The sequence below is a fragment of the Streptomyces sp. WI03-4A genome (assembly GCF_033792105.1).
Lineage (GTDB): Bacteria > Actinomycetota > Actinomycetes > Streptomycetales > Streptomycetaceae > Streptomyces > Streptomyces collinus_A.
Window position 1 is genome coordinate 205,294 of sequence record NZ_JARAUO010000004.1, and the last position, 22,351, is coordinate 227,644.

The window sequence follows — 22,351 nt, forward strand, 5'->3', positions numbered from 1 at the left end:
GGCGTTGGACGCCGACGTCTGCTTGCCGTCCCCGACGCGTTCCCGATGAGGTCCGCGTCGCTTCACGCCGACGCCCGCCGCTCCGCCCGTTCAGGTCGCCCGCGGTCCACGTTAGTCTCCGATCATGGCTATGCGACCCGATGAGTTCTACGACCACGCCCGTGCGGCAGCCGATGGTGAGGTTCGACTTCCGTTGGCGCGGATGACCAGCTGGGACATAAGTCCGTTCGAACCCGATGGACTTCGCGTCGCGCCGCTGCGGCCACCCGTTCTGCCCGAGCCGGAGCGGCACGGCGAGGATCCGTCGAACTGCGACGTGTGCCGCGCCCGAGACGAAGGCATCTGGTTCAACGAACGCTGGCGACTGGCCCGGGTCGCGGGCGTCGGTGTGCCCCTGGTGCTGATGCTGTACTCCCGCGACCACTACGACATGGCGGATCTGTCCGACGACATGGCCGCCGAACTCGGCGTGCTCACCACGCACATCGTGCGCCACGTGCAGGCACTACCGCACATCTCCCGAGCGCACGTCTACCGGATCGGGGACGGAGCCGCACACCTGCACATCTGGTTCTTCGCCCGGCCCGAGGGGCAGACCCAGCTGTACGGGTCGTGGATGCCCGTTTGGGACGACCTGCTGCCGGAGTACCCGGCGGACATAGCCGACACGGACGCGGCGGCCGTCGCTGACGCATTGGTCACTTCGTACGGAGGCCGCCGCTCGGTTACCGACGAACAGATGAACGACTGACGCCGCACACGGTCTTGACCAGGGCTGTCTCGTCCTTTCGCCGTTGGGCTGAGGTGGGAGGTCGGACGGTGTCCTTCATGTCTCCCCACCGGTTCCGCCACCGCCGCCGACGACTCCTGAGCGGCTCCGGTCTCCTGCTTCCAGCGTTCCTCCCCCGTGGCCACGTCCACGGCCCACAGGTACCAGCCGTTGCTGCCCATGCACGCGGCCCCCTCGACGACCGTGGGCGTGGACCAGGTCGGATCGGCGAAAGTCCGCTGCTACCGCTGTTCCCCGCTGACGGCGTCCACCGCGATCAGGCCGCGGTCACGGCCGACGTAGACGGTGCCGTCGGCCACCACCGGTGCGGTGTGGGGTGAGGCGTAGGTCTTCACCTGCCCCGTGCCGTCGGCCATCGCCGGTCGTTGCCCGCGCTCCGGCTCCCGCTCGGGCTCACTGTCCGGTGAGCGGGAGGCTGAGGACTCCGCGGTCGTGTCCGACGATCAGGTCCGCGCCGGCGGTGGCCAGGCAGGTGAGCGACACGTCCAAGGCGATGTGCCGCACCGCGCCGGTCTCCGGTTCCCACACCCGCAGCCGGTGACCGTGACGGGTGCCGGTGACCAGGACCGTGCGGCCGCCGTGCGGGGCGGCGGCGGTGATGAGCGGCGGGCCGGCGGTGCCTGTGGAGCTGGGCAGACCATCGCCCACCGGGTCACCGGTGGCCGGATCCCACAGCATGACGACGCCGAGGTCGTCCGCGGTGGCCAGCATGGTTCGGTCGGGTGCCAGGACGGCCTCCACGGCCGTCACTCGGTGGTCGGCTTCGACGAGCGCGCGTGCGTTCAGTTGCACGGCCGCGCCGCGGTCCCAGGGGTCGTCGACGGCTGGATCCCACACGTGAACGCGGCCCGCGGTGTCCGAGGCCGCGATCAGCGTGTGGTCGGCGGAGATCGGGACGGCGGTGACCGACCGGATCGGGCTGCCGTAGGGGTTGAGGCGCCCGACGCACTCACCGCTGTCCGGTTCCCACATCCGGACGGCGCCTCGTGGGGTGGCGGTGACGAGCAGGGTGCGGCCGTCGGGGACTGCAGCGGTGCACATCGCGGTCACCCCGCCGGGGCAGTCACCGGCAGGTTCGCGAACCGGCTGCCCGGTGAGAGGGTTCCACACGGCGATCTTCCCGCTGTCGTCTCCACTTGCCACGAGGACGCGGCCGTCGGGCAGGGGCAGGGTCGTCATCGAGCGGACGGCGTCAGGATGTCCTGGCAGCGGGTCGTGGACGAGTCGGCCGTCGGTCACGTCCCACAGGCACACCACGCCCTTGCCCCCGCCGCCGGCCACGAGGGTCGGCCGATCGGGGTGGGAGACCACCGCCAGGGCGTCGACGCCCCCGGACGAACCGGGCACGGTATCGGAGAACACCGATACCCAGCCCCACGGTGTGCCGTCGGCCGCGACCACCGCGTTCTCCTCCTGCCGGAACCGGGTCGCCGCTCGGCTGGTACGTCCGGACGTCGCTGATTCCGCCCCGGCAGCCGACCCGTCGGAGTCCGTCCGCGCCCGAGCTGGAGGGTGTGGGAAGAGCGCACCGTCCGCGTTCTCCGCCAGGCCGTCCGGGTTCTCCGCCAGGCCGTCCGCGATCGTCCACGTCCGCTCGCAGTCCCAGCAGCGGAAGTGCCCGGTGAGCGACATCAGTCGGCGGGCCAGTTCCCCTGCGGCCCGCTGCGGGGTGCCCCTGACCGCGACCATCCCGGCGACCAGGCACACGACGGCCTGTCCGGGTGTTTCGGGGGGCACCCCCCTCACCGCGACGTCGCGCGCCACCCTCAGGAAGGGTTCCCAGCCCTCCCCCAGCGCCTCCTCCCGCAAGGCGGCAGCGACCTCTCCCCAGGGATGCCCTTCTTGCCGGGCCTGGGCGGCTTCGGGCAGCAGCGGAGCCTCGAGAGGCGGACGTGCCGAGTCGACGAGGAAGTCGGGGGTCTCCGTGTCGCTGCCGCATGCGGGACACGACAACAGCAGGCCGCTTTCCTGGTGGTCCGGGTACTGCCACAGCACCTCGCCCATGTGGTGGCCGGCCAAGGCCACGCAGGCGAGGACAAGTTGGGCACAGAGCTGCCCTGGAGTACCAGCGCCGAGGAGGCTTCGGGTGGCCGCCCGCTCGGCCAGCCGCAGTGCGGCGCCGAAGCCCGCCTCCAGATCGGCCGGGACGGGGGGCCGGTAGTCGGCGGTCACCATGAAACCGAGATCCACCCAGAAGTCCACGGTCTGTCCCGGAGGCAGGACCGCTGCCGCCTCGACGAGATGCGGCAGGGCCGCATAGGCCCCGTCGGCGACGACTCCGTCGTCCATCAGGCCGCCGGACAGGTCCGTCCAGGTCCGCCGCCACGCGTCGCCGCCTCCGGTGGCAGCCGCGGAGGCCAACTGCTCCAGGAGTACCTGCAACTCCTCGACCTTCACACCGTCAAGATCACGCCAACGAGGGCTGTCCAAGGGCAGCTTCGGAATCATGCGACGAGTCTCGCAGGCGGCACTGACAACCAGGAGGATGCTTGGTGTCCGGCGGCCTTTCGCTCAGCTCGTCTTCCGATCGACGGGCCCTTGATGTTGCTGCGGGCTGTTCCTTCGGCGGGTGCGCCTGAACGCTTGGCGAGGGCCCTCCCCCGGGGGCGATGGGAGCACCATGTGCCACCGGGACCCGCCCGCCGGCGAGAAACCCTTCACCCCATGCCGAGAGCTTCAGTGGCCGGGGCGGCCACGCTCGCGGCCTCGCGCACCCCGGCGGCTTCCCGCACTCCGGCAGCAAGCAGGACACTCGTGAACACGATCGCAGGGACCTTCCACTCCCAGGAAGCCAGAACGATCACCGGCAGGACGAACACCGAATGGACGGCGGAGACGGCGAACGCCCCTCGGGCCCAGCCACCGCCGTACCCCGGCCGACGTATGACCGTCCGGTGGCGCCACCACAGCCCGGCGGCCACCATCGCGATGCCCGTCATGACAGCGGCGCCCAGCCGGGCCAGGTCGGCATCCGTCACACTGTCGGGCTCCGGTGCCGCCGAGCCGGTCGTATGCACGCTCAGCGCGATCGCGGCCCATCCCAGGGCCGCCGCACCCAGCAGAGCGGTCAGAACCGCTGAGCGTCGCCGTGCCCAACCGATTGCATTATGCATGGAATTCGAATTCATGACCCATCCTAGCCGCGCCCTGCATCTTCAAGGGCGCTGCGCCACAACGGTGTTGGCGTGGTGCCGCTCCACCTGTGTCACGGGTTCGCAGCCGGGCCTCACCTGGGGCGGGCCCGAGGGCGGACCCCTCGGGGACGGCCGAGCCGCACGCGGGCCGGAGGGTCTCGTATCCGTTGCTGTCGAGCACCCAGCCGGCCGACAGCCCGGCCTGCACGGCGTTCCTCGCTCCCGGTAAGACGTTGAGGCGAGGCCCCGGTCAAGTGCTGGGCGCTGGCACGGGAGCGGCGGGGTCTCCCGTGGTCGAGCGGCGCCTGGCCAGGTCAGTGCCGGGAAGGGCTTTCGCTCCTCCCCCGGCCCCGGAGGTCACGCGGCCGGGGTGAGTTCGGCCCGCCCGAACAGCAGCGCGTAGCCGCCGGGGAGCCCGGCCAGGACCCGGGTGAGCAGGTCGGGGCCGGCCAGGGTCGCAACGGTGGTGAGGACGGACCCGGTGTCCCAGCGGGTGGTGGCCAAGGGGGCGCGCGCCCGGGTGGCCAGGTCCTTGACGAAGGCCCAGCCGGTCAGCGGCTCGGTGTCGGGGATCTGCCCGGTGAAGACACGTGCAGCTTCCAGAGGAAGACGGGCGGCCAAGTCGACGCGCTCGTCGCCCGTCACCTGGCGCCCCAGTCCCGCCAGGACCAGGCGGACGGCTTCCTCGGCCCGCTCCCTGGTGGGGTAGGCGCCTTCGTAGCGGACCTTCTCCACCATCTGCTCATACGTCATCGCAGGCAGCTGCTGGAGGGGGGCACGCTGGTCGGAGATCACTGCTGGACGTCGCCTTTCTCGCCGAGGGCGGTATGGGCGGTGCCCGGCGGAGCGCACGGGCACCGGGAACGGGTGATCAGGTGGAGTGGTCCAGGGACACCTGGGGCGGAGGGCAGGGAGCCGACATAGCGCGGACACCCTGCTGAGAGCGGGAGCAGGCCACCTGGAGGCGTCTGCGGGAAGCATGGGTGGGTGGCGGGCGCACTCCGCCCGCGGCGCCGGTGACCATTCGGCGATGGTGAGCCTGCGGCGGCGAAGCCTCGGACCGGCCCGCCGTCGTCCGGTCCTCGATGCGGCCACGCATGGGCCGTGTGGTTTCGCGTCACGGCGCCGGCTGCCGTACGGCCGCGTTCCCGCACCGCGCGCAAGACGTGCGCCGTCACCCAGCCACGCCGGCCGGCCGCCCAGCTTCAGCGTCTTCGGCCTCTGCTGCTTCCATTGGCCGGCCGGGCGCGAGAGGACCAGCACTGGGGCGGTCAGGCGCACGTCCTGCGGCGCGGGGCGGCGGCCCTGGCCGCCCGGGTTCAGCCGGTGATCTCCTTGCGGTCGGATCCCACGCCGATGGTGATCTTGCGGGGCTTGGCGCGTTCGGCGATCGGGATCCGCAAGGTGAGCACCCCGGCGTCGTAGTCGGCCTCGATGCGGTCGGTGTCCAGGGTGTCGGCCAGCACGATCTGGCGGGAGAAGACGCCCAGCGGCCGCTCGGAGAGTTCCATCTGGACGTTGTCCGCCTTCGCCGCGGGCCGACGCTCGGCCTTCACGGTCAGCATGTTCCGCTCGACGTCGATGTCGATCGCCTCGGGACTGACGCCGGGCAGGTCGAAGGCCACTACGTACTCATCCCCCTCGCGGTAGGCGTCCATCGCCATCGCGGACGGCCGCGACCAGGTACCCGGGCCCATCATCTGCTGGGCCAGCCGGTCGAGCTCACGGAAGGGGTCGGTGCGCATCAACATCGGACAACACCTCCAGAAGAGTCAGGCAGTAACTGCTGCCAATGCGCTCACAGACACCGTTGTAGCACGTCATCCAATGGATGACAAACATGGCGTCGTCGGAAGGATGACACATCGAGGCAGACCAGCGGCCTGGCGCCGGACAACCGCGCCCACCTCGCCCCCAGCCGGCGAGGCTGCGGCCCTCCCCCACCCGCCGCACGACCGAACCCCTCCGACCTGGCTGATCTTGCTGTGGGAGCATGCCTTCCATGAGGGATATGCGAAGGGGCCGTGCCGCGTAGAACGCCAGCCTCACTTCGGTTGCGGGGGCGTGGCTGGAGGAGTTCCCGGGTGCGTTATCGCGATGTCCCTGGATTGTCGGGGGCAACGAACGCAGCCGTCCGCGTCCTTGAGCGGGACCGGCTGACGCCGGGCATGGTGTCTACCGCGCTGAGCGTGTGGTCGGTGCGCGTCCACGGCACCGAACGCCGGTGGAGGCGGGCAGAGACCGAGCTCACCTGTCCATGCTGTGGCGAGGGCTGGGCCCGGGACAAGCTGGAAGAGGCTCTGTTCATGCTGCCGCCGAGGGCCGCCGCTGAGCTGCGGGTGAAGGTGGAGCGTCTGGACGAGGTGTTACTCAGACGAACGCACCACGAACCCATGGCGGATTCGGAGTTGGCGTGGTGGCATCGCAGGTGCTGACCGAATCAGGCAGAGGCGAAGTGGCGACGTCTGGAACTCTTACCGCCGCTGGTCGCCAACCGCTGCGGTCGGTGGCGCGCCCACCGGCACGCGGTCGACGACATCCCACACCGGCCCTGGGTGGGCCGTGGTCGGCCCCGCCCGAACACGACGGACCGTGGCGCACGGCCCCGGCCGACTCTTCCTCCGGTCACGCGAGGAACCTGCATCCGCCCCCGGACGCACCGTAGGAACGCAGAAGACCCGATGGTTACCCGATGGTGCGGCCGATGTCTGTCAGTGCCTGCGCCGCCTGCTGCGGACGACGAGATCTGCGCCCCCGGTGCCGTATGAGGTCAAGCTGCTCCTTGATTGTCTCGTTGATCGATAAGACGATCTTGGACACCCGTCTCCGCAGGCACCCCTCGGGCCACACCACCAGGAGGAACCAGTGTCATACTCGCAACCGCTCACCCCCGAGGAGAGACTCGCCTACGCGAAGGCACAGTTGAACCTCCCGCGTATCGTCGTGATCTGCGGCTCCACCCGCTTCATGACGGAGATGGCCGAGGCCGATCTGCGGGAGACCAAGGCCGGAAAGATTGTCGTCAAGCCGGGTTGCGACATGAAGTCGCCGCACGAACTGTGGTCCGATCCTGTCGAGGCCGAGGCACTGAAGGTTCGACTCGACGATCTGCACCGAGCGAAGATCCGGCTCGCTGATGAGGTGCTCGTGGTCGGCGACTACATCGGAGACAGCACCCGAGCCGAGATCGCCTACGCCCGGTCGCTGGGCAAGCCCGTGCGGTTCACGCACCCCGAAGTCGACCCCGACGCCTGACCGCCCACCCCCGCACCCTCCGCGGGCACCCCTTGGAATTGATCATCCAGGGAAGTGCGCCGGCTCGTTCGCCTGCGTTCACGTGTGCCTGAATCGCCGACCCGGCAACTCGTCCGGTCCGGGCTGAACTGGTCGATGACGTGGTGATCGTCCGGTTGGACGTGCACTGACTCGGCAGCACGGCCGGCACCGCCGGAACGATGATCTCAGGGGCTCGCCTCATCTGGACGGGCGGCTCCCCACCTGCCTGGCGACCTGCCGCTCACGTCCGGTGCCTGCCTACACTCCCCCGTAAGCGGCGGGCACCGCCCCATTGATCGGCGGTCTCACCATAGCCACCATGTGCAGATCAGGAAGTGACAGACATCGGGGGGCGCATGCTCAGGCTTCGGGAAAGGTCATCACGGAACACCCGCACACTCGTCGTCGCCTCCAGCGTCCTCTCAACCCTGGCGCTCATCCTCGCAACCCCCTTCATCCTGAGCGTGCTGGCTCCGGATGGTTTGGACTGGGGACGACTGAGTAGCGTCAGCCAGACCTACGGCGCCCTTTCCGTCCTCTTCTCCGCAGCTGCCTTGGCTGGAGTGGCTGCCTCTCTGTGGTACCAGGCCCGGCAGACACAGATTGCGCAGGAAGCCGCGCGACGCGATGCGCATCGAGAGCTGATCATTCTGGCGCTCAACGACCCCGCGCTCCTTCCGTGCTGGGAGCCGCCGAGTACGCCGATGACAGCCACCCGGCGGAAGCAGATCCTCTTCACCAATCTCATCGTCACCAACTGGGAGTCCGACTTCCGACTCGGCAACCTCGGCGAGACCGCGCTCCGGGACATGCTCGACGGCCACTTCCGGGGTGAGATAGCACGCGAGCACTGGGTGTCCGGTGGCCCTGGGTGGCTGCTTTCAGCCGAGCTTTCCGATGACCCGAAGCGACGCTCGTTCGCGGAGATCGCCAACGAGCGGTACACCATCGCCGTCGCCGGCGGTCCCCCGGTCGCTTCCTCGCACTACTTCGAGACGATGCCGTAGCGGCGCTGGTGGACGAGCGCGTCGAACAGATGCCGCCATCGGCTTGTGGCGGACGCGCAGGCGGGCTGGGCAATCCTCCGGGTCATCGGAAGGGTAACGACAAGACCAACGTCCGCCCAGGCAAAGGGACACCCTGCTGAGTGATCGTGACGGCTTCGAAGGAACCAGGATGCTGACCGGGATCGTGATCGACGCGCTGGATGTCGCGCGTATGAACCGCTTCTGGCTGGCCGCGACGCGCGGTCGGACGGGCGGCCTGCGGCTGCGGTTCGTGCCGGCCGCGCAGCCGAGGACGGCTCGCAAGAACCGGCTCCACCTCGACTTGGCCGGGGGGCCGGACTGGGAGGACGAGGTGGCGCGGCTGCTCGCACTCGGTGCGACACGCGCCGACATCGGCCAGGGGGATGTCGCGTGGGACGTGTTGGCCGATCCGGAGGGCAACGAGTTCTGCGTGCTGCGTCCCGGCCACCCGGGCGTGCTCGCCGAGTCCGGCCTCGTCGCGATCTGCCTCGACGTCACGGAGCAGGACCGCCCCGCGCAGTCGGCCTTCTGGCAGTCCCAGGCCGACTGGCATGCCGTCGAGTCCCACGACTGGGGCGTCCGGTTGCGCCGGACGCCCGCCAGTACGGTCTCACTGGTGATGGGGCCGCCCGCGGCGCCGAAGGAGGCACGGAACAGGCTGCGGCTGGAGGTCACTCGACCCTCCGGAGAAGCTGGGGAGTTCCTTGACCCAGGAGGCAACGAGTTCCACGTCACGCGGTGACGCGCGAGCTCCGAGCATCAGTTGCACGGACCGCTCAGCATGCTTGCTGCCGGTGCGCACCGTCCCGGCCGGGCCGGCGTTCGTTGCGCAACTCGGCCGTCGGCCGGCGCTGGTCCCAGGCGACCGGTAGTCCGTACACGAACAAGGTGCGCGGAGGGCGCGCCTGCGGGACCGTGTGGCTGGTACGCAGCGAGCAGACGCGTCGGCGGCCGTGACCAGATCGTTCCGGACCTGGACGCGATGCGGCCTGCCGCCGGCCCCGGCCCACCGGTCAGGCTGGGGGCATGACCCGAGCACTGATCGTCATCGACGTCCAGGAATCCTTCCGCGCCCGCCCGCTGTGGGAGACCATCTCCAACCCCAAGATCGCCGACCAGGTCGACCGACTGGTCAGGCTCGCCCGCCAGGCCGGGGACCTGGTGGTGTGGGTGCTCCACTCGGAGCCCGGCAGCGGCGATGTCTTCGACCCCGCCCTCGGCCACGTCCGGCTGATGGAGGAGCTGAAGCGCCTCGACACGGAACCACTGATCCACAAGACCTCGCACAACGCGTTCACCACCACCAACCTGCAGCAGCTGCTCACCGCACACGGCGTCCGGGAGCTCACGGTGTGCGGCATAAGGACCGAGCAGTGCGTCGAGACCACCACGCGCGTGGCGAGCGACCTCGGCTACCGGGTCGCGTTCGTCGTCGACGCCACCGCGACCAACCCCATCCCGCACCGTGACGCTCCCGCCGACCAGAGCGTTTCCGAGCTCTTGGCGGACCCCCGTACCCTGAGCGCCGAGGAGATCATCAGGCGCACCGAGTACGCCCTCGCGGGACGCTTCGCCACCATCACCACCGTCGGGCAACTGGAGACGGAGGCCGGGCTTCGGGCATGATGACCGGATCGTGAACCACATCGTCTTTCTCCTGGTGCCCGGAGTGCATCTGCTGGACCTGGCAGGCCCCGCGCAGGTCTTCTCCACGGCCTGCGACTTCGGGCACCCCTACACGCTCAGCTACATCGCCGAGCAGCCTGTGGTCCCCACCGCCCAGGGCCTGCCGTTGGTGGCCCGGCTCGACTGGCCCGACCTGCACCCCGAGGACCTGATCGTGGTGCCCGGCTGGCGGTCCCTCGCCCTCGTCGACAGCCCTGACATCGGCGCGGCTCCTCTGCAGGCCCTCAGGGACCACCACGCCAGGGGCGGGACCATCGCCAGCGTCTGCGCCGGAGCCGAGGCGCTCGGCCGGGCCGGCCTGCTCGACGGCCGCCGCTGCACCACCCACCACGATGTGCAGGACGAACTCGCACGCCGCTACCCCCGGGCTACGGTCGTCCGCGATGTGCTGTACACCGCCGACGACCGGGTGGTCACCTCAGCCGGTATCGCCAGCGGGATCGACCTGGCCCTGCACCTGGTCGCCACCCGGCACGGCCCCGCCGTCGCCGCCCAAGTGGCGCGGGACATGGTCGTCTACGCGCGGCGCAACGGCCACGAGCCGCAGGCCAGCGCGATGCTCCGGTACCGCTCCCACCTCGACGACACCGTGCACCACGCCCAGAATCTGATCGACGCCCGCTTCGACCGACCGTTGCCCCTGTCCACCCTGGCCGCGACGGTGGGAGTGAGCGAACGCACCCTCACCCGCCTCTTCACCCGCGCCACCGGCGGCCTCACCCCCCTGCGCTATCAGCAGACCCTGCGTCTCGAACGCGCCGAGCACCTCATCAGCCACGGCGCGACGGTCGACGCCGCCGCCCGCGCGGTCGGCTTCGAGGACGCCCGCATGCTGCGCCGCCTACGAGCCCGCGAGCACTGACCCCCAACTGCGCGCGCCGAGCGCCGTACCCCTCACGGCGACTGTGAGGTGCGTACGCGGCGCAAGCGGCAGCGGCAGCGGCCGCGGCCGGAACGACCCGAGCGGAACCGTCAGTTGCCGTCCGTCTCTCCGTGGCTGCGCACGACTTCCTTCACCTTGGCCACTGCGAAGCCCCAGCCCTGCTCGACCGTCGGCTTGGCCGGGACGGCTATCTCGTCGGGGTTGGTGAGCACGTCGAGCAGTACCGGGCCCGGGCTGTCGAAGGCGCGGCGTACCGCATTCTCCACGTCGGCGGGGTCGGTCACGCGGATACCGGTGATGCCCATGGCCTCGGCCACGGCGGCGAAGTCGGGGTTGTCGAGCACCGTGCCGAACTCGGGCAGGCCGGCCTGCTCCTGTTCGAGCTTCACCATGCCCAGCCGGCGGTTGTCGAAGAGGACGAGTTTGACGGGCAGCCGGTACGTCTTCAGGGTCATGAGGTCGCCGAGGAGCATGCTCAGTCCGCCGTCACCGCAGAAGGCGACGACCTGTCGTTCACGGTCCAGGCTCTGGGCGCCCAGGGCCTGCGGCATGGCATTGGCCATCGAACCCAGGTTGTAGGAGCCGATGAGGCGCCGTTCGCCGCGCATTTCGACGAAGCGCGAGAGCCACACCGTGGCCATGCCCGTGTCGGAGGTGAAGACGGCGTCATCCGCCGCCACCCGGTCGACGGCCGCGGCCAGCGCCTCGGGACGGATGTCGTGCGCGCGGTTGTCCAGCGCGGAGCGGATGCGCCCCACGACGCCCTTGTCGTGCGAGGGGTCGGCCAACCGGGCCTGACCGGCGCGCCACTGGTCGAAGCGTTCACGCGCCTTCTCCAGGTGCGAGCGGTCACGTGCTTCGGCGGATCCGGCGGACGGGGCGGTGAGGTGGTTCAGGAGGTCGCGTACGGTGGCGCCGGTGTCCCCCACCAGCCCGACCTCGACCGGTACCCGGCGTCCGATGTGGGTGGCCTCGGTGTCCACCTGGATCACGGTCCGGCCCTCGGGATACCAGTCCCGGTACGGGAAGTCCGTGCCGAGCAGGAGCAGGGTGTCCGCGTCCTGGAGGGCCTTGGCCGCGGCGGGATTGCCGATCAGGCCCGTCTGTCCCACCTGGAAGGGGTTGGTGTCACCTTCGAAACCGGCCTTGGCCTTCAGGGTGAGCACCATGGGCGCGGCCAGACGGTCGGCGAGGGCGAGAACGTCCTGCCGGGCGGCCCGGGCCCCTTGGCCGACGAGGAGGGTGACGCGCTCGGAGCGGTCGAGGAGGTCCGCCGCGTGGCGGACGGCGGACTCCTCCGGCCGGCTCAGCGGAGCGTTCAGGGAGAATCGCGCCGGCCGGCCGGTGGTCAGTTCACGCTCGCCCAGGTCGCCGGGCACGGTGAGGACGGCGACGCCCTTGCGGCCCAGTGCGTGGCGCACGGCCGTCTCCAGCATCTGCGGGAGTTGGTCGGGCGAGGTGACGGTCGCGCGGAAGACGGCCACGTCGCTGAAGAGCGCGTCGTTGTCGACCTCCTGGAAGTAGTCGCTGCCGAGTTCGGCGAGCGGGACCTGGCCGGCGATGGCCAGCACCGGGGTGTGGCTCTTGGCCGCGTCGTACAGCCCGTTGAGGAGGTGCACGGAACCCGGTCCGACGGTGCCCATGCACACGCCGAGCGTGTCGGTGAGCTGCGACTGGGCGCTCGCGGCGAAGGCTGCCGCCTCCTCGTGCCGACAGCCCACCCACTCCAGGCCGTCGGTGGTGCGGATGGCGTCGGTCAGCGGGTTGAGCGCGTCTCCGACGACGCCGAACACCTGGCGCACGCCCAGTTCGCTCAGCGCGTCCACGATGACTTGGGCAACGGTACGGGGCACGTAGATCCTCCTAGGGTGGGGTCCTGGGTTCCTGGGGTCACACGGTGAAACGGTCGGGGTCGGCGGCCTTCCAGTCGGCCGCCCAGGCGGCCGGCGACTCGGCGAGCAACTGCCCGGGCTCGAGCCACTCGTACAACTCGTCGTAGGAGCGTTCGGTGATGGGGTCGATGCGCCGGCGGAGCATGTGCGGGCGCAGCTCGGCGGGGTCGGTGACGCCCATCGAGGCCATGATCTGCAGTGCGCTGGCCACGGTCGCCTCCTGGAAGCGCTGGACGCGCGGCGCCTTGTCCCGCACGTCCAGGGCCCGTGCCCGGTGCGGGTCCTGGGTCGTGACGCCGGTGGGGCAGGTGTTGGTGTGGCACCGCTGCGCCTGGATGCAGCCGACGGCGAACATCATCGCCCGCGCCGCGTTGCCGTAGTCGGCGCCCTGCACCAGGCGCTTGACGAGGTCGGTGCCGGTGGCGATCTTGCCGCTCGCCCCGACCTTGATCCGGTCGCGCAGGCCCGTGCCGACGAGGGCGTTGTGCACGGTGAGCAGGCCTTCGGTGAGCGGGGTGCCGACGTGGTCGGCGAACTCCAGCGGTGCCGCGCCGGTTCCGCCCTCGGCGCCGTCCACCACGATGAAGTCGGGCGTCGTGCCCTCCTCCAGCATGGCCTTGCACACGGCCAGGAACTGCCGGCGCGAACCCACGCACAGCTTGAACCCGGCCGGCTTGCCGCCGGACAGCTCGCGCATGCGGGCGATGAAGCGGACGAGTTCCCGCGGGGTGGAGAACACCCGGTGGTACGGCGGGGAGACGACGGTGCGTCCCTCGGGTACATCCCGGACCCGGGCGATCTCGGCGTTCACCTTGGCGCCCGGCAGCACACCGCCGATGCCGGGCTTGGCGCCCTGCGAGAGCTTCAGGGACACGCACTTGACGTGGTCGTGCGCTGCCTTGTCGGCGAACTCGGCCGGGTCGAAGTCGCCGTCCCGGGTCCGGCAGCCGAAGTACCCGGTGCCGATCTCCCAGACGAGGTCGCCCCCCGGTCGCAGGTGGTACTCCGACAGGCCGCCCTCGCCGGTGTCCTGGGCGAACCCCCCTGCCGCCGCACCGCCGTTGAGGGCCAGGACCGCGTTGGCCGACAGGGAGCCGAAACTCATCGCCGACACGTTCAGCAGCGCCATGTCGTACGGCCGCGCGCAGTCCGGGCCGCCGATCCGTACGCGCGGCGGGGACTTCGGCACCGGGCAGGGTGCCATGGACGGTACGAGGAACTCGTGGCCGGGCTGGTAGACGTCCCGTTCGGTGCCGTACGGCTCCTCGGCGTCGGTGCCCTTGGCGCGCTCGTAGACGATGCTGCGCACGTCCCGGTCGAAGGGGCGGCCGTCGTAGTTCCGCTCGATGAAGTACTGCTGCAGCTCCGGGCGGATGGCTTCCATGAGGAAGCGGGCATGGCCGAGGACGGGATAGTTGCGCAGTACCGAATGCCTGCGTTGCAGCAGGTCCCAGGCGCCCAGCAGCCCCAGCAGGACCAGCGGCACGGCGGCGGACAGCCACCAGGGAGAGAGCCAGGCCGAGGCCAGGGCGCCGAGCACACCTGCGACGAGGGTCAGGGCGACGATTGCTATGCGTGTCACGACCTGCTCGTTGCCGTGTGTTCGCTCTTCAGTCCTACGGCTGTGTCAAGAACCTCTCAAGCACGGCGGGCGGCGATGCCCGCGCGGAGTGTCGATCATCATTTCACAGACCTCTCACATAAAGTGACTAGGCATTACTCGGAGTGATGCCTAGTGGTGGGTTGCCACCCGTCGACGGCGCACGGGGCAGCCCCTGTCCGAGCGCGAGGGGTAGTGATTTCACGCGAGATGCAGGTCGGGGCGCCAAACGGTCCGGTGGCAGGCAGGAGCGCGCTCGCAGCGCGGCCGCGGACCTGGCTGCCACTGGGAGCAGCGGTCCTGTCCGTCGTCACGGGGCTCTCCCTCCCGGCCATGGCCGCGCCCCCGGCACGAGCGGCAGCGGCCCCCGTCAGCCAGACCTTCACCTACACCGGGGCCCCGCAGACCCTCACCGTCCCCGCCGCAGCCACCGTCACCATCACCGCCGACGGCGCCGGTGGCGGATCGTGCGAGGTCTCCGCCACGGGCGGTACGGGCGCGCGGGTGGTGACCACCTTGCCGCAGACCACGGCGTCGACCACCTACACCATCAACGTCGGCGGCGCCGGCGGCCACGGCTGCGACGGCGGCACCGGAGGAGCCGGCGGGTACAACGGCGGCGGGACGGGCGGCAGCAACACCGACAACGCCAGCAACGGCGCCGGCGGAGGCGGAGCCTCCAGCGTCAGCACGGGCGGCGCGCTCCAGGCCGTAGCAGGCGGTGGAGGCGGCGGAGGCTCGAAACACGGCCCGATCACCGGCGCGCCCGGGGGTGACGGTGGGGTGCCCAGTGGTGCAAAGGGAGGTGACGGATCCCCCACTCGGACCAATGCCGTCGGCGGCCTGGGGGGCGCGGGCGGCACCCAGAGCGCGTTCGGCACGGGGGGAGCGGGCGGAGGAACCCTCGGGGGATGCACCGGCACCGCCGGAGGCAACGGCACAGGCTCCTCCGGTCCGACGGTGGGCAAGGGCGGAAACGGCGGTAACGACACCGGCACTTGTAATTCGGGCTCCGGTGGCGGCGGCGGGGGCGGCTACTTCGGAGCCGGCGGCGGCGGTGCCAGTACGGCCGTCACCCCCGGGCAGGCTTCCGGCGCGGGCGGCGGCGGGGGCAGCAGCTTCGCCACCGGTACGGGTACCACCTACGCCCCGTCGACCATCGGCACCTCGGACCACAACGGCCAGGTGACCATCTCCTACACGGTCGCTCCCCCCAGCCTGACCGTCACCAAGACCCACCGGGGCACGTTCACCGACGGCTACCAGGGCACCTACTCGATCCGAGTCAGCAACAACGGTCCCGGTCCGACCGACGGCAGCACCGTCACCGTCACCGACACCCTTCCCCCGGAACTGGTCCCCGCCTCGATCGGGGGCACCGGCTGGACCTGCGGCCAGGCAACCCTGACCTGCACCCGCAGTGACGTGCTGGCCGTCGGGAGCAGCTACCCGCCCATCGTCCTCACCGTCTACCCCGACTGCCGGATGTACCCCAGGGCCAGGAACGCCGCACGCGTCAGGGGTGGTGACAGCACCGTCCAGGTCATCAACACCGCGACCGTCACCGGAGGCGGCGACGGCACCACGCACACGGCCGCCGACCTGACCACCCTCACCTGCCACGAGCACCACACGCCGGGCGACCCCCGCCGGGCCGGGCACCTCTGACGGTCCGGCAGGCGCCCGCTCTCGTGCGGGAGCGCCCCGCGGCGGGTGGCTGCGGGGCGCCTGGTGGGGGCTGATAAGGGCTAGTCGATCTTCTGCCCGTCGTACATGCCGCCCTTGCAGGTGTTGTCCGTCAGATCGGCCGTTCCGCCGCCCTGCTTGCACTGAGAAGGGGTGACGAAGGTCGGTGCACCCTGTGCGGTGGCGGCGGTGGCGGTGGCTGCGCCTGTGAGGCCGAGCCCAGCGAAGGCTGCCGTGGCAAGGGCGGCGGCCAGGATTCGTCGAATGTGCATTCGATTTTCCTTTCACGGATTGCCTCGGTTGGGGCACTAGCCAGCTTGATCTTCACCCATGTGGGTGGCACGCCATGTTGCGCCATTCGGGTGACGGGGCTGTCGGGTGCGATCCTGGAAGGTGCCGTGACCTGCGTCGACGACGTCCGGGAGGCAGTGTGTTCGATCTCCGCTGGTGCCGTGGCCTCCTACGGTGACGTCGGCCGAAGGGTCGGTGTCGGTGCGCGCCAAGTGGGACGGGCCATGAGCCTGCTCGACGAGAACGTGCCGTGGTGGCGTGTCGTGTACGCGGACGGGACGCCACCCTCCTGCCACGGTGGGCGGGCGCCGGTCCTTCTGCAGGACGAGGGGACGCCCATGCGCGGGGCGCGGGTGGACATGGCCCGTGCACGCCACCCCTGGACGTCGTGACGAGCACCATGGTGAGGCCACCGCCCCGGAGTGTCCTCGACGTGCAGACTGCCACCGACGGCCTCGGCGAGGCCGCAGGCTGCCGCGCGACCGAAGCCAGCGCCGTCTCCGCGGGGGCGAGTACGGGTGCCCGGCGCAGGAGGGTGTCATGGCGGCGGGAGCCGGCGAACCGGGATGTCACCCGGGCCGCCGGCTCCCTCGTGGAGCGCCTAAGACCGTCCACGCTTCGCCGTGAGCTCCCTCAGCGCGATGTTGAGTTGCAGGACGCTGACCCGCGGCTCGCCGATGAAGCCGAGGGAACGGGCCTGGGTGTGGTCCTTGACCAGCTTCTCCACCTGCGTGACGGAGAGACCGTTCTTCGCGGCGACCCGGTGGACCTGGAGTTCGGCGTAGGCCGGGGAGATGGCCGGGTCCAGGCCGGAGCCGGAGGAGGTGACGGCGTCGGCGGGCACCTGGGACGGCGTGACCGGATAGCCGGGTACCGAGTTGTCCTTGACGACGGCTGCCTTGGCGGCGAGCACCTGGGCGCAGAGCGTGCCGTCGTCGGGTTTGGCCGGGCAACTGCCGTTCACCGCGCCGCTGTCGGCGGCCAGGTTGGTCGCGCCGGACAGGATCAGCTTGTACCGCGTGTTCAGGCTGTTGCCGCCGAGGCCGTTGGCCGGGCGGCCCTGGAACCACTTCAGGTCCGGCTCCGGGGTCTGCCGGCCCTTCTTCAGCGGCAGGTCGTACGACTGCCCGATCAGGGACGAGCCGACGACCTTGCCGTCCGCCTTGATCTCGGAACCGTTCGCCTTGTCGCCGAACAGCCCCTGGGCGATGCCGGTGACGACCAGCGGGTAGAGGACGCCCGTCACCAGGGTCAGTACGAGCAGTGCGCGCAGGCCCGCCCCGAGCAACCGGGCCGTGTTCACGAAGGAGTTGTTCATGGCTCAGCCGATTCCAGGAACGAGGGAGATGAGCAGGTCGATGATCTTGATTCCGATGAAGGGGGCGATCAGGCCGCCGATGCCGTAGATCCCGAGGTTCCTGCGGAGCATCCTGTCGGCGCTCATCGGCCGGTAGCGCACGCCCTTCAGGGACAGTGGCACCAGCGCGACGATGATCAGCGCGTTGAAGACGACGGCCGACAGGATCGCGGAGTCGGGCGAGGACAGGTGCATGATGTTCAGCTTGTCCAGGCCGGGGTAGACCGCCGCGAACAGCGCCGGGATGATCGCGAAGTACTTCGCGACGTCGTTGGCGATGGAGAACGTGGTCAGCGCACCGCGGGTGATCAGCAACTGCTTGCCGATCTCGACGATCTCGATGAGCTTGGTCGGGTTGGAGTCGAGGTCGACCATGTTGCCGGCCTCCTTCGCGGCCGACGTGCCGGTGTTCATCGCCACGCCGACGTCCGCCTGGGCCAGGGCTGGGGCGTCGTTGGTGCCGTCACCGGTCATCGCGACCAGCTTGCCGCCGGCCTGCTCCCGCTTGATGAGGGCCATCTTGTCCTCGGGAGTGGCCTCGGCGAGGAAGTCGTCGACGCCCGCCTCCTCGGCGATCGCCTTCGCGGTCAGCGGGTTGTCACCCGTGATCATGACCGTCTTGATGCCCATGCGGCGCAGTTCATCGAACCGCCCCCGCATGCCGTCCTTGACGACGTCCTTGAGGTGGATGACGCCCAGTACGCGGGCGCCGTCGGCGTCCTCGACCGCGACCAGCAGCGGGGTGCCGCCTGCGGCGGAGATACGGTCGGTCAACGCCTGGGTGTCTGCGGCTACTTCGCCGCCCCGCGCCTCGACCCAGGCCATGACGGAGGCGGTGGCGCCCTTACGGATCCTGCGGCCGTCGACGTCGACACCGGACATACGGGTCTGGGCGGTGAACTCGATCCACTCGGCCCCGGCCAGCTCGCCCTGGTGGCGTGCGCGCAGCCCGTACCGCTCCTTCGCCAGGACGACGACGGAGCGACCCTCGGGAGTCTCGTCGGCGAGCGACGACAGTTGGGCGGCGTCGGCCACCTCGGCGTCGGTGGTGCCGCGCACCGGCAGGAACTCGGCGGCCTGCCGGTTGCCGAGGGTGATGGTGCCGGTCTTGTCCAGCAGCAGGGTGGAGACGTCACCGGCCGCCTCGACCGCACGGCCCGACATGGCGAGCACGTTGCGCTGCACGAGCCGGTCCATGCCGGCGATGCCGATGGCCGAGAGCAGCGCGCCGATGGTGGTCGGGATCAGGCAGACCAGCAAAGCGACCAGCACGACCATGGTCAGGTGGGTGCCCGCGTAGTCCGCGAGCGGCGGCAGGGTGGCGCAGGCCAGCAGGAAGACGACGGTCAGCGAGGCGAGCAGGATGTTGAGCGCGATCTCGTTGGGTGTCTTCTGCCGGGCCGCGCCCTCGACCAGGCTGATCATCCGGTCGATGAAGGTCTCGCCGGGCTTCGTCGTGATCTTGATGACGATCCGGTCGGACAGCACCTTCGTACCGCCCGTGACCGCCGAACGGTCGCCGCCGGACTCGCGGATGACGGGGGCGGACTCGCCGGTGATGGCCGACTCGTCCACGGATGCGACACCCTCGATGACATCGCCGTCGCCGGGGATGACGTCGCCGGCCTCGCAGACCACCAGGTCGCCGATGGTCAGCGCGGTGCCGGGGACCTCCTCCTCGGCACCGTGCCCGCTCAGGCGGCGGGCCACGGTGTCGGTCTTGGCCTTGCGCAGGGTGTCGGCCTGGGCCTTGCCGCGGCCCTCGGCGACCGCCTCGGCCAGGTTGGCGAAGACCACGGTCAGCCACAGCCAGGCGCTGATCGTCCAGCCGAACCAGTCACCCGGGTGCTGGAAGGAGAAGGCGGTGGTCAGGACCGACCCGATCCACACCACGAACATCACGGGCGACTTGACCATCACCCGCGGGTCGAGCTTGCGGAAGGCGTCCGGCAGCGAGCTGAGCAGCGACTTGGGGTCGAAGAGGCCCGCTCCGACACGGCCCTCGGCGGGCCTGTGCCCGGTCGGGGCGTCCGGGTGGGGCGCAAGGGTGGGAGTGGACATCTCGTCCTCGTGGTGTTCCGTTCGGGTCGTCATGACGCCAGCCCCTCGGCGAGCGGGCCCAGGGCGAGGGCCGGGAAGTACGTCAGACCGGTGACGATCAGGATCGCGCCGACCAGCAGGCCGGTGAACAGCGGTTTCTCGGTGCGCAGGGTGCCCGCGGTGACCGGGACCGGCTGCTGTCCGGCCAGGGAGCCGGCCAGGGCCAGGACGAAGACCATCGGCAGGAAGCGGCCGAGCAGCATCGCGAGCCCGGTCATGGTGTTGAACCAGTCGGTGTTCGCGTTCAGGCCGGCGAAGGCCGAGCCGTTGTTGTTCGCCGCCGAGGTGAAGGCGTACAGCACCTCGGAGAAGCCGTGCGCGCCGGAGTTGAGCATGGAGTGCGGCGGTGTCGGCAGCGCCATCGACGCGGCCGTGAACACCAGAACCAGGGCGGGGGTGATCAGGATGTAGCAGGCGGCGAGCTTCATCTCGCGGCCGCCGATCTTCTTGCCGAGGTACTCGGGTGTACGACCGACCATCAGACCCGCGATGAACACGGCGATCACTGCCATGATCAGGATGCCGTAGAGGCCGGAGCCGGTGCCGCCGGGCGCGATCTCGCCGAGCATCATGCTCAGCATGGTGATGCCGCCGCCGAGGCCGGTGAAGGACGAGTGGAAGGAGTCCACCGCACCGGTCGAGGTGAGGGTCGTGGCCACAGCGAAGAGGGAAGAGCCGCCGACGCCGAAGCGGACCTCCTTGCCCTCCATCGCGCCGCCGGCCGCCTGGAGCGCCGGGCCGTGGTGGGCGAACTCGGTCCACATCATCAGGGCGGTGAAGCCCAGCCAGATGGTGAACATCGTGGCGAGGATCGCGTAGCCCTGCTTGACGCTGCCGACCATCACACCGAACGTGCGGGTCAGCGAGAACGGGATCACCAGAATCAGGAAGATCTCGAAGAGGTTGGTGAACGGGGTCGGGTTCTCGAAGGGGTGGGCGGAGTTGGCGTTGAAGTAGCCGCCGCCGTTGGTGCCGAGCTCCTTGATGGCCTCCTGGGAGGCGACCGCGCCGCCGTTCCACTGCTGCGAGCCGCCCAGGAACTGGCCGACCTCGTGGATCCCGGAGAAGTTCTGGATCACTCCGCAGGCCACCAGGACGACCGCGGCGACCGCGGCCATCGGCACCAGGACGCGCAGGGTGCCGCGCACCAGGTCGGCCCAGAAGTTGCCCAGCTCACCGGTGCGTGAGCGGGCGAAGCCGCGCACCAGCGCCACCGCGACCGCGATACCCACCGCGGCGGAGAGGAAGTTCTGCACGGCGAGGCCGGCGGTCTGCACGACGTGACCCATGGTCTGCTCGCCGTAGTACGACTGCCAGTTGGTGTTCGTCACGAACGACACGGCGGTGTTGAACGACTGCGCCGGGTTGACCGAGGAGAAGCCGAGCGAGCCGGGTAGCACACCCTGCAGCCGCTGCAGCAGGTACAGGAACAGCACGCTGACGGCGGAGAAGGCGAGGACACCGCGCAGATACGCGGGCCAGGTCATCTCGGAGTCGGGGTTGGCGCCGATGGCCTTGTAGATCCACCTCTCCACCCGGAGGTGCTTCTTGGAGGAGTAGACCTTGGCCAGGTAGGTGCCGACGGGGACGTAGACGAGCGCCAGAGCGGCTATCAGGGCGAGCAGCTGGAGCACGCCTGCAAGTACGGAACCCATGTCTGCGCTCAGAACCTCTCCGGGAAGATCAGGGCGAGGACGAGATAGCCCAGCAGGGCGACGGCCACGACCAGGCCGACGATGTTCTCGGCGATCACAGCTTCGTCACCCCCTTGGCGACGAGGGCCACCAGCGCGAAGCCCGCGAGCACGGTGACGACGAAGGCCAGATCGGCCATCGTGAACTCCTGGAGTGAGGTGCGGTTGCATCGGACAGGTAAGAGGAAAGCGCGCCTCTGGCCGGTTCTGGCCGTCCGTTGACGGCCTCCTTACGGCCACCCCGTCGCCTTTGACGGGACTCTTACGGTCCTTGATCCGTACCGGTCAGAAGGTTGCTCTGATCGGCGATGATGGGCGCGTGAAAGACCAGGGCCCAGGAAGAGGTCGAGTCCGCTCGCCTCCGGGTCGTCTAGGCCTGGCTTCCGACCCCTCGGTTGCGGCGCAAGGCGCGGGACCGGGCAGCCGCCGAGAAGGCCTACGACCAGGCCGCGAGCCACTGTCTGCCGCACGCCCTGGTGAGCAAGCCGGCCGACGACGGCATCACCACGTGGGCAGGGCTGCCCTTCGCCCTGCTGTTCCTGGAATGGGAGGCCCGGTACCCGGAGGAGTGGACACGGCACGCGAAGGACTGGGGCTGGAAGCAGTGGCTGATAAGGGAACTGGCCACCGCCGACCACGACGACCAGGTGAAGGCGAAGCTCATCGATCTGGTCGACCTCGTGGTCCAGCGGCCCTACCGGTGCAAGGACCGTGAGTACGTGCGTGTGGCGCGGGCGATGGACGGAGCCGAGCTGCGCGGCAGGCTCCACCGGGCTCATCAGTCGGGGAACTCGTGGGCGGAGCGCCACGCGGGCTACGTGCTCTGGCTCCTGGATCGTCCCGAGGCGCCGAACACCCGACACGTGTGGAGGACGTGGCTTGCCGGCACTCGCACCTGCTGATTCAGGGGCTTCGGGGTTGTCTCAGGTCCTGCC

The 22,351-nt window shown here is 70.1% G+C and carries 21 protein-coding genes and 1 pseudogene; 9 read left to right on the top strand and 13 right to left on the bottom strand.

Annotated features, from left to right (window positions below; genetic code table 11):
* The first annotated feature begins 124 nt into the window (after positions 1 to 124).
* Positions 125 to 751, top strand: coding sequence for a hypothetical protein (locus tag PV343_RS07250; RefSeq protein WP_319145930.1), 627 nt, complete (start codon positions 125 to 127; stop codon positions 749 to 751).
* Positions 752 to 867: 116 nt separating this feature from the next.
* Here PV343_RS07250 and PV343_RS40355 read toward each other — a convergent pair.
* The 6 genes and pseudogenes from PV343_RS40355 to PV343_RS07275 all read right to left on the bottom strand — a co-directional run.
* Positions 868 to 951: pseudogene (locus tag PV343_RS40355) on the bottom strand (hypothetical protein); the annotation flags it as partial.
* A gap of 60 nt (positions 952 to 1,011) precedes the next feature.
* Positions 1,012 to 1,146 (bottom strand): PQQ-binding-like beta-propeller repeat protein, encoded by a 135-nt coding sequence (locus tag PV343_RS07255; RefSeq protein ID WP_319145931.1) that lies wholly within the window; start codon positions 1,144 to 1,146, stop codon positions 1,012 to 1,014.
* 37 nt (positions 1,147 to 1,183) lie between these two features.
* Complete coding sequence (locus PV343_RS07260; protein ID WP_319145932.1) at positions 1,184 to 3,238, bottom strand: hypothetical protein; 2,055 nt, start codon at positions 3,236 to 3,238, stop codon at positions 1,184 to 1,186.
* 209 nt (positions 3,239 to 3,447) lie between these two features.
* Entirely contained in the window at positions 3,448 to 3,918 is a 471-nt protein-coding gene (locus PV343_RS07265) for a hypothetical protein (protein WP_319145933.1), read from the bottom strand.
* 363 nt (positions 3,919 to 4,281) lie between these two features.
* Positions 4,282 to 4,719, bottom strand: a complete 438-nt coding sequence (locus PV343_RS07270) for a DUF2267 domain-containing protein (protein WP_319145934.1) — start codon at positions 4,717 to 4,719, stop codon at positions 4,282 to 4,284.
* A gap of 524 nt (positions 4,720 to 5,243) precedes the next feature.
* Complete coding sequence (locus PV343_RS07275) at positions 5,244 to 5,675, bottom strand: Hsp20/alpha crystallin family protein (protein WP_319145935.1); 432 nt, start codon at positions 5,673 to 5,675, stop codon at positions 5,244 to 5,246.
* A gap of 1,114 nt (positions 5,676 to 6,789) precedes the next feature.
* Between PV343_RS07275 and PV343_RS07280 the strand changes: the two genes are divergently transcribed.
* From PV343_RS07280 to PV343_RS07300, 5 genes are all read left to right on the top strand, one after another.
* Positions 6,790 to 7,179, top strand: a complete 390-nt coding sequence (locus PV343_RS07280; RefSeq protein ID WP_319145936.1) for a hypothetical protein — start codon at positions 6,790 to 6,792, stop codon at positions 7,177 to 7,179.
* Positions 7,180 to 7,535: 356 nt separating this feature from the next.
* The gene (locus PV343_RS07285) at positions 7,536 to 8,207 is read left to right on the top strand and encodes a DUF6082 family protein (RefSeq protein WP_319145937.1); all 672 of its coding nucleotides are present in this window, start codon (positions 7,536 to 7,538) and stop codon (positions 8,205 to 8,207) included.
* Between the two features lie 169 nt (positions 8,208 to 8,376).
* Positions 8,377 to 8,970 carry a VOC family protein gene (locus PV343_RS07290; RefSeq protein ID WP_319145938.1) on the top strand — a complete coding sequence of 198 codons (594 nt, stop codon included), beginning with the start codon at positions 8,377 to 8,379 and terminating at the stop codon, positions 8,968 to 8,970.
* A 284-nt stretch (positions 8,971 to 9,254) separates the two neighbouring features.
* Complete coding sequence (locus tag PV343_RS07295; RefSeq protein WP_319145939.1) at positions 9,255 to 9,854, top strand: isochorismatase family protein; 600 nt, start codon at positions 9,255 to 9,257, stop codon at positions 9,852 to 9,854.
* A 10-nt stretch (positions 9,855 to 9,864) separates the two neighbouring features.
* The gene (locus tag PV343_RS07300) at positions 9,865 to 10,776 is read left to right on the top strand and encodes a GlxA family transcriptional regulator (RefSeq protein ID WP_319145940.1); all 912 of its coding nucleotides are present in this window, start codon (positions 9,865 to 9,867) and stop codon (positions 10,774 to 10,776) included.
* A 110-nt stretch (positions 10,777 to 10,886) separates the two neighbouring features.
* Here PV343_RS07300 and PV343_RS07305 read toward each other — a convergent pair whose 3' ends face one another.
* A complete protein-coding gene (locus tag PV343_RS07305; protein WP_319145941.1) occupies positions 10,887 to 12,650 on the bottom strand; it encodes a thiamine pyrophosphate-dependent enzyme in 1,764 nt (587 codons plus the stop codon).
* 37 nt (positions 12,651 to 12,687) lie between these two features.
* On the bottom strand, positions 12,688 to 14,271 hold the full coding sequence (locus PV343_RS07310; RefSeq protein ID WP_319145942.1) for an FMN-binding glutamate synthase family protein: 1,584 nt from the start codon (positions 14,269 to 14,271) through the stop codon (positions 12,688 to 12,690).
* Positions 14,272 to 14,526: 255 nt separating this feature from the next.
* On the opposite strand from PV343_RS07310, the gene PV343_RS07315 reads away from it, so the two are divergent.
* Positions 14,527 to 15,957 (top strand): hypothetical protein, encoded by a 1,431-nt coding sequence (locus tag PV343_RS07315; protein ID WP_319145943.1) that lies wholly within the window; start codon positions 14,527 to 14,529, stop codon positions 15,955 to 15,957.
* 80 nt (positions 15,958 to 16,037) lie between these two features.
* On the opposite strand, the gene PV343_RS07320 is transcribed toward PV343_RS07315, so the two are convergent.
* Entirely contained in the window at positions 16,038 to 16,247 is a 210-nt protein-coding gene (locus tag PV343_RS07320) for a hypothetical protein (protein ID WP_319145944.1), read from the bottom strand.
* 126 nt (positions 16,248 to 16,373) lie between these two features.
* On the opposite strand from PV343_RS07320, the gene PV343_RS07325 reads away from it, so the two are divergent.
* Positions 16,374 to 16,658: an MGMT family protein gene (locus tag PV343_RS07325; protein ID WP_319146034.1), complete on the top strand. Its 285-nt coding sequence runs from the start codon at positions 16,374 to 16,376 to the stop codon at positions 16,656 to 16,658.
* A 209-nt stretch (positions 16,659 to 16,867) separates the two neighbouring features.
* Here PV343_RS07325 and PV343_RS07330 read toward each other — a convergent pair whose 3' ends face one another.
* The 4 genes from PV343_RS07330 to kdpF are packed head-to-tail and all read right to left on the bottom strand — an operon-like array spanning position 16,868 to position 21,476.
* Positions 16,868 to 17,584 carry a potassium-transporting ATPase subunit C gene (locus tag PV343_RS07330; RefSeq protein ID WP_319145945.1) on the bottom strand — a complete coding sequence of 239 codons (717 nt, stop codon included), beginning with the start codon at positions 17,582 to 17,584 and terminating at the stop codon, positions 16,868 to 16,870.
* 3 nt (positions 17,585 to 17,587) lie between these two features.
* Positions 17,588 to 19,717, bottom strand: a complete 2,130-nt coding sequence (gene kdpB, locus PV343_RS07335) for a potassium-transporting ATPase subunit KdpB (protein ID WP_319145946.1) — start codon at positions 19,715 to 19,717, stop codon at positions 17,588 to 17,590.
* Positions 19,714 to 21,378 (bottom strand): potassium-transporting ATPase subunit KdpA, encoded by a 1,665-nt coding sequence (kdpA, locus tag PV343_RS07340; protein ID WP_319145947.1) that lies wholly within the window; start codon positions 21,376 to 21,378, stop codon positions 19,714 to 19,716. Before kdpA ends, kdpB begins: the two co-directional genes overlap by 4 nt.
* Positions 21,379 to 21,386: 8 nt before the next feature.
* Positions 21,387 to 21,476 carry a K(+)-transporting ATPase subunit F gene (kdpF, locus tag PV343_RS07345; protein WP_319145948.1) on the bottom strand — a complete coding sequence of 30 codons (90 nt, stop codon included), beginning with the start codon at positions 21,474 to 21,476 and terminating at the stop codon, positions 21,387 to 21,389.
* Between the two features lie 335 nt (positions 21,477 to 21,811).
* Between kdpF and PV343_RS07350 the strand changes: the two genes are divergently transcribed.
* Positions 21,812 to 22,318, top strand: coding sequence for a hypothetical protein (locus tag PV343_RS07350; protein ID WP_319145949.1), 507 nt, complete (start codon positions 21,812 to 21,814; stop codon positions 22,316 to 22,318).
* Positions 22,319 to 22,351 lie beyond the last annotated feature (33 nt).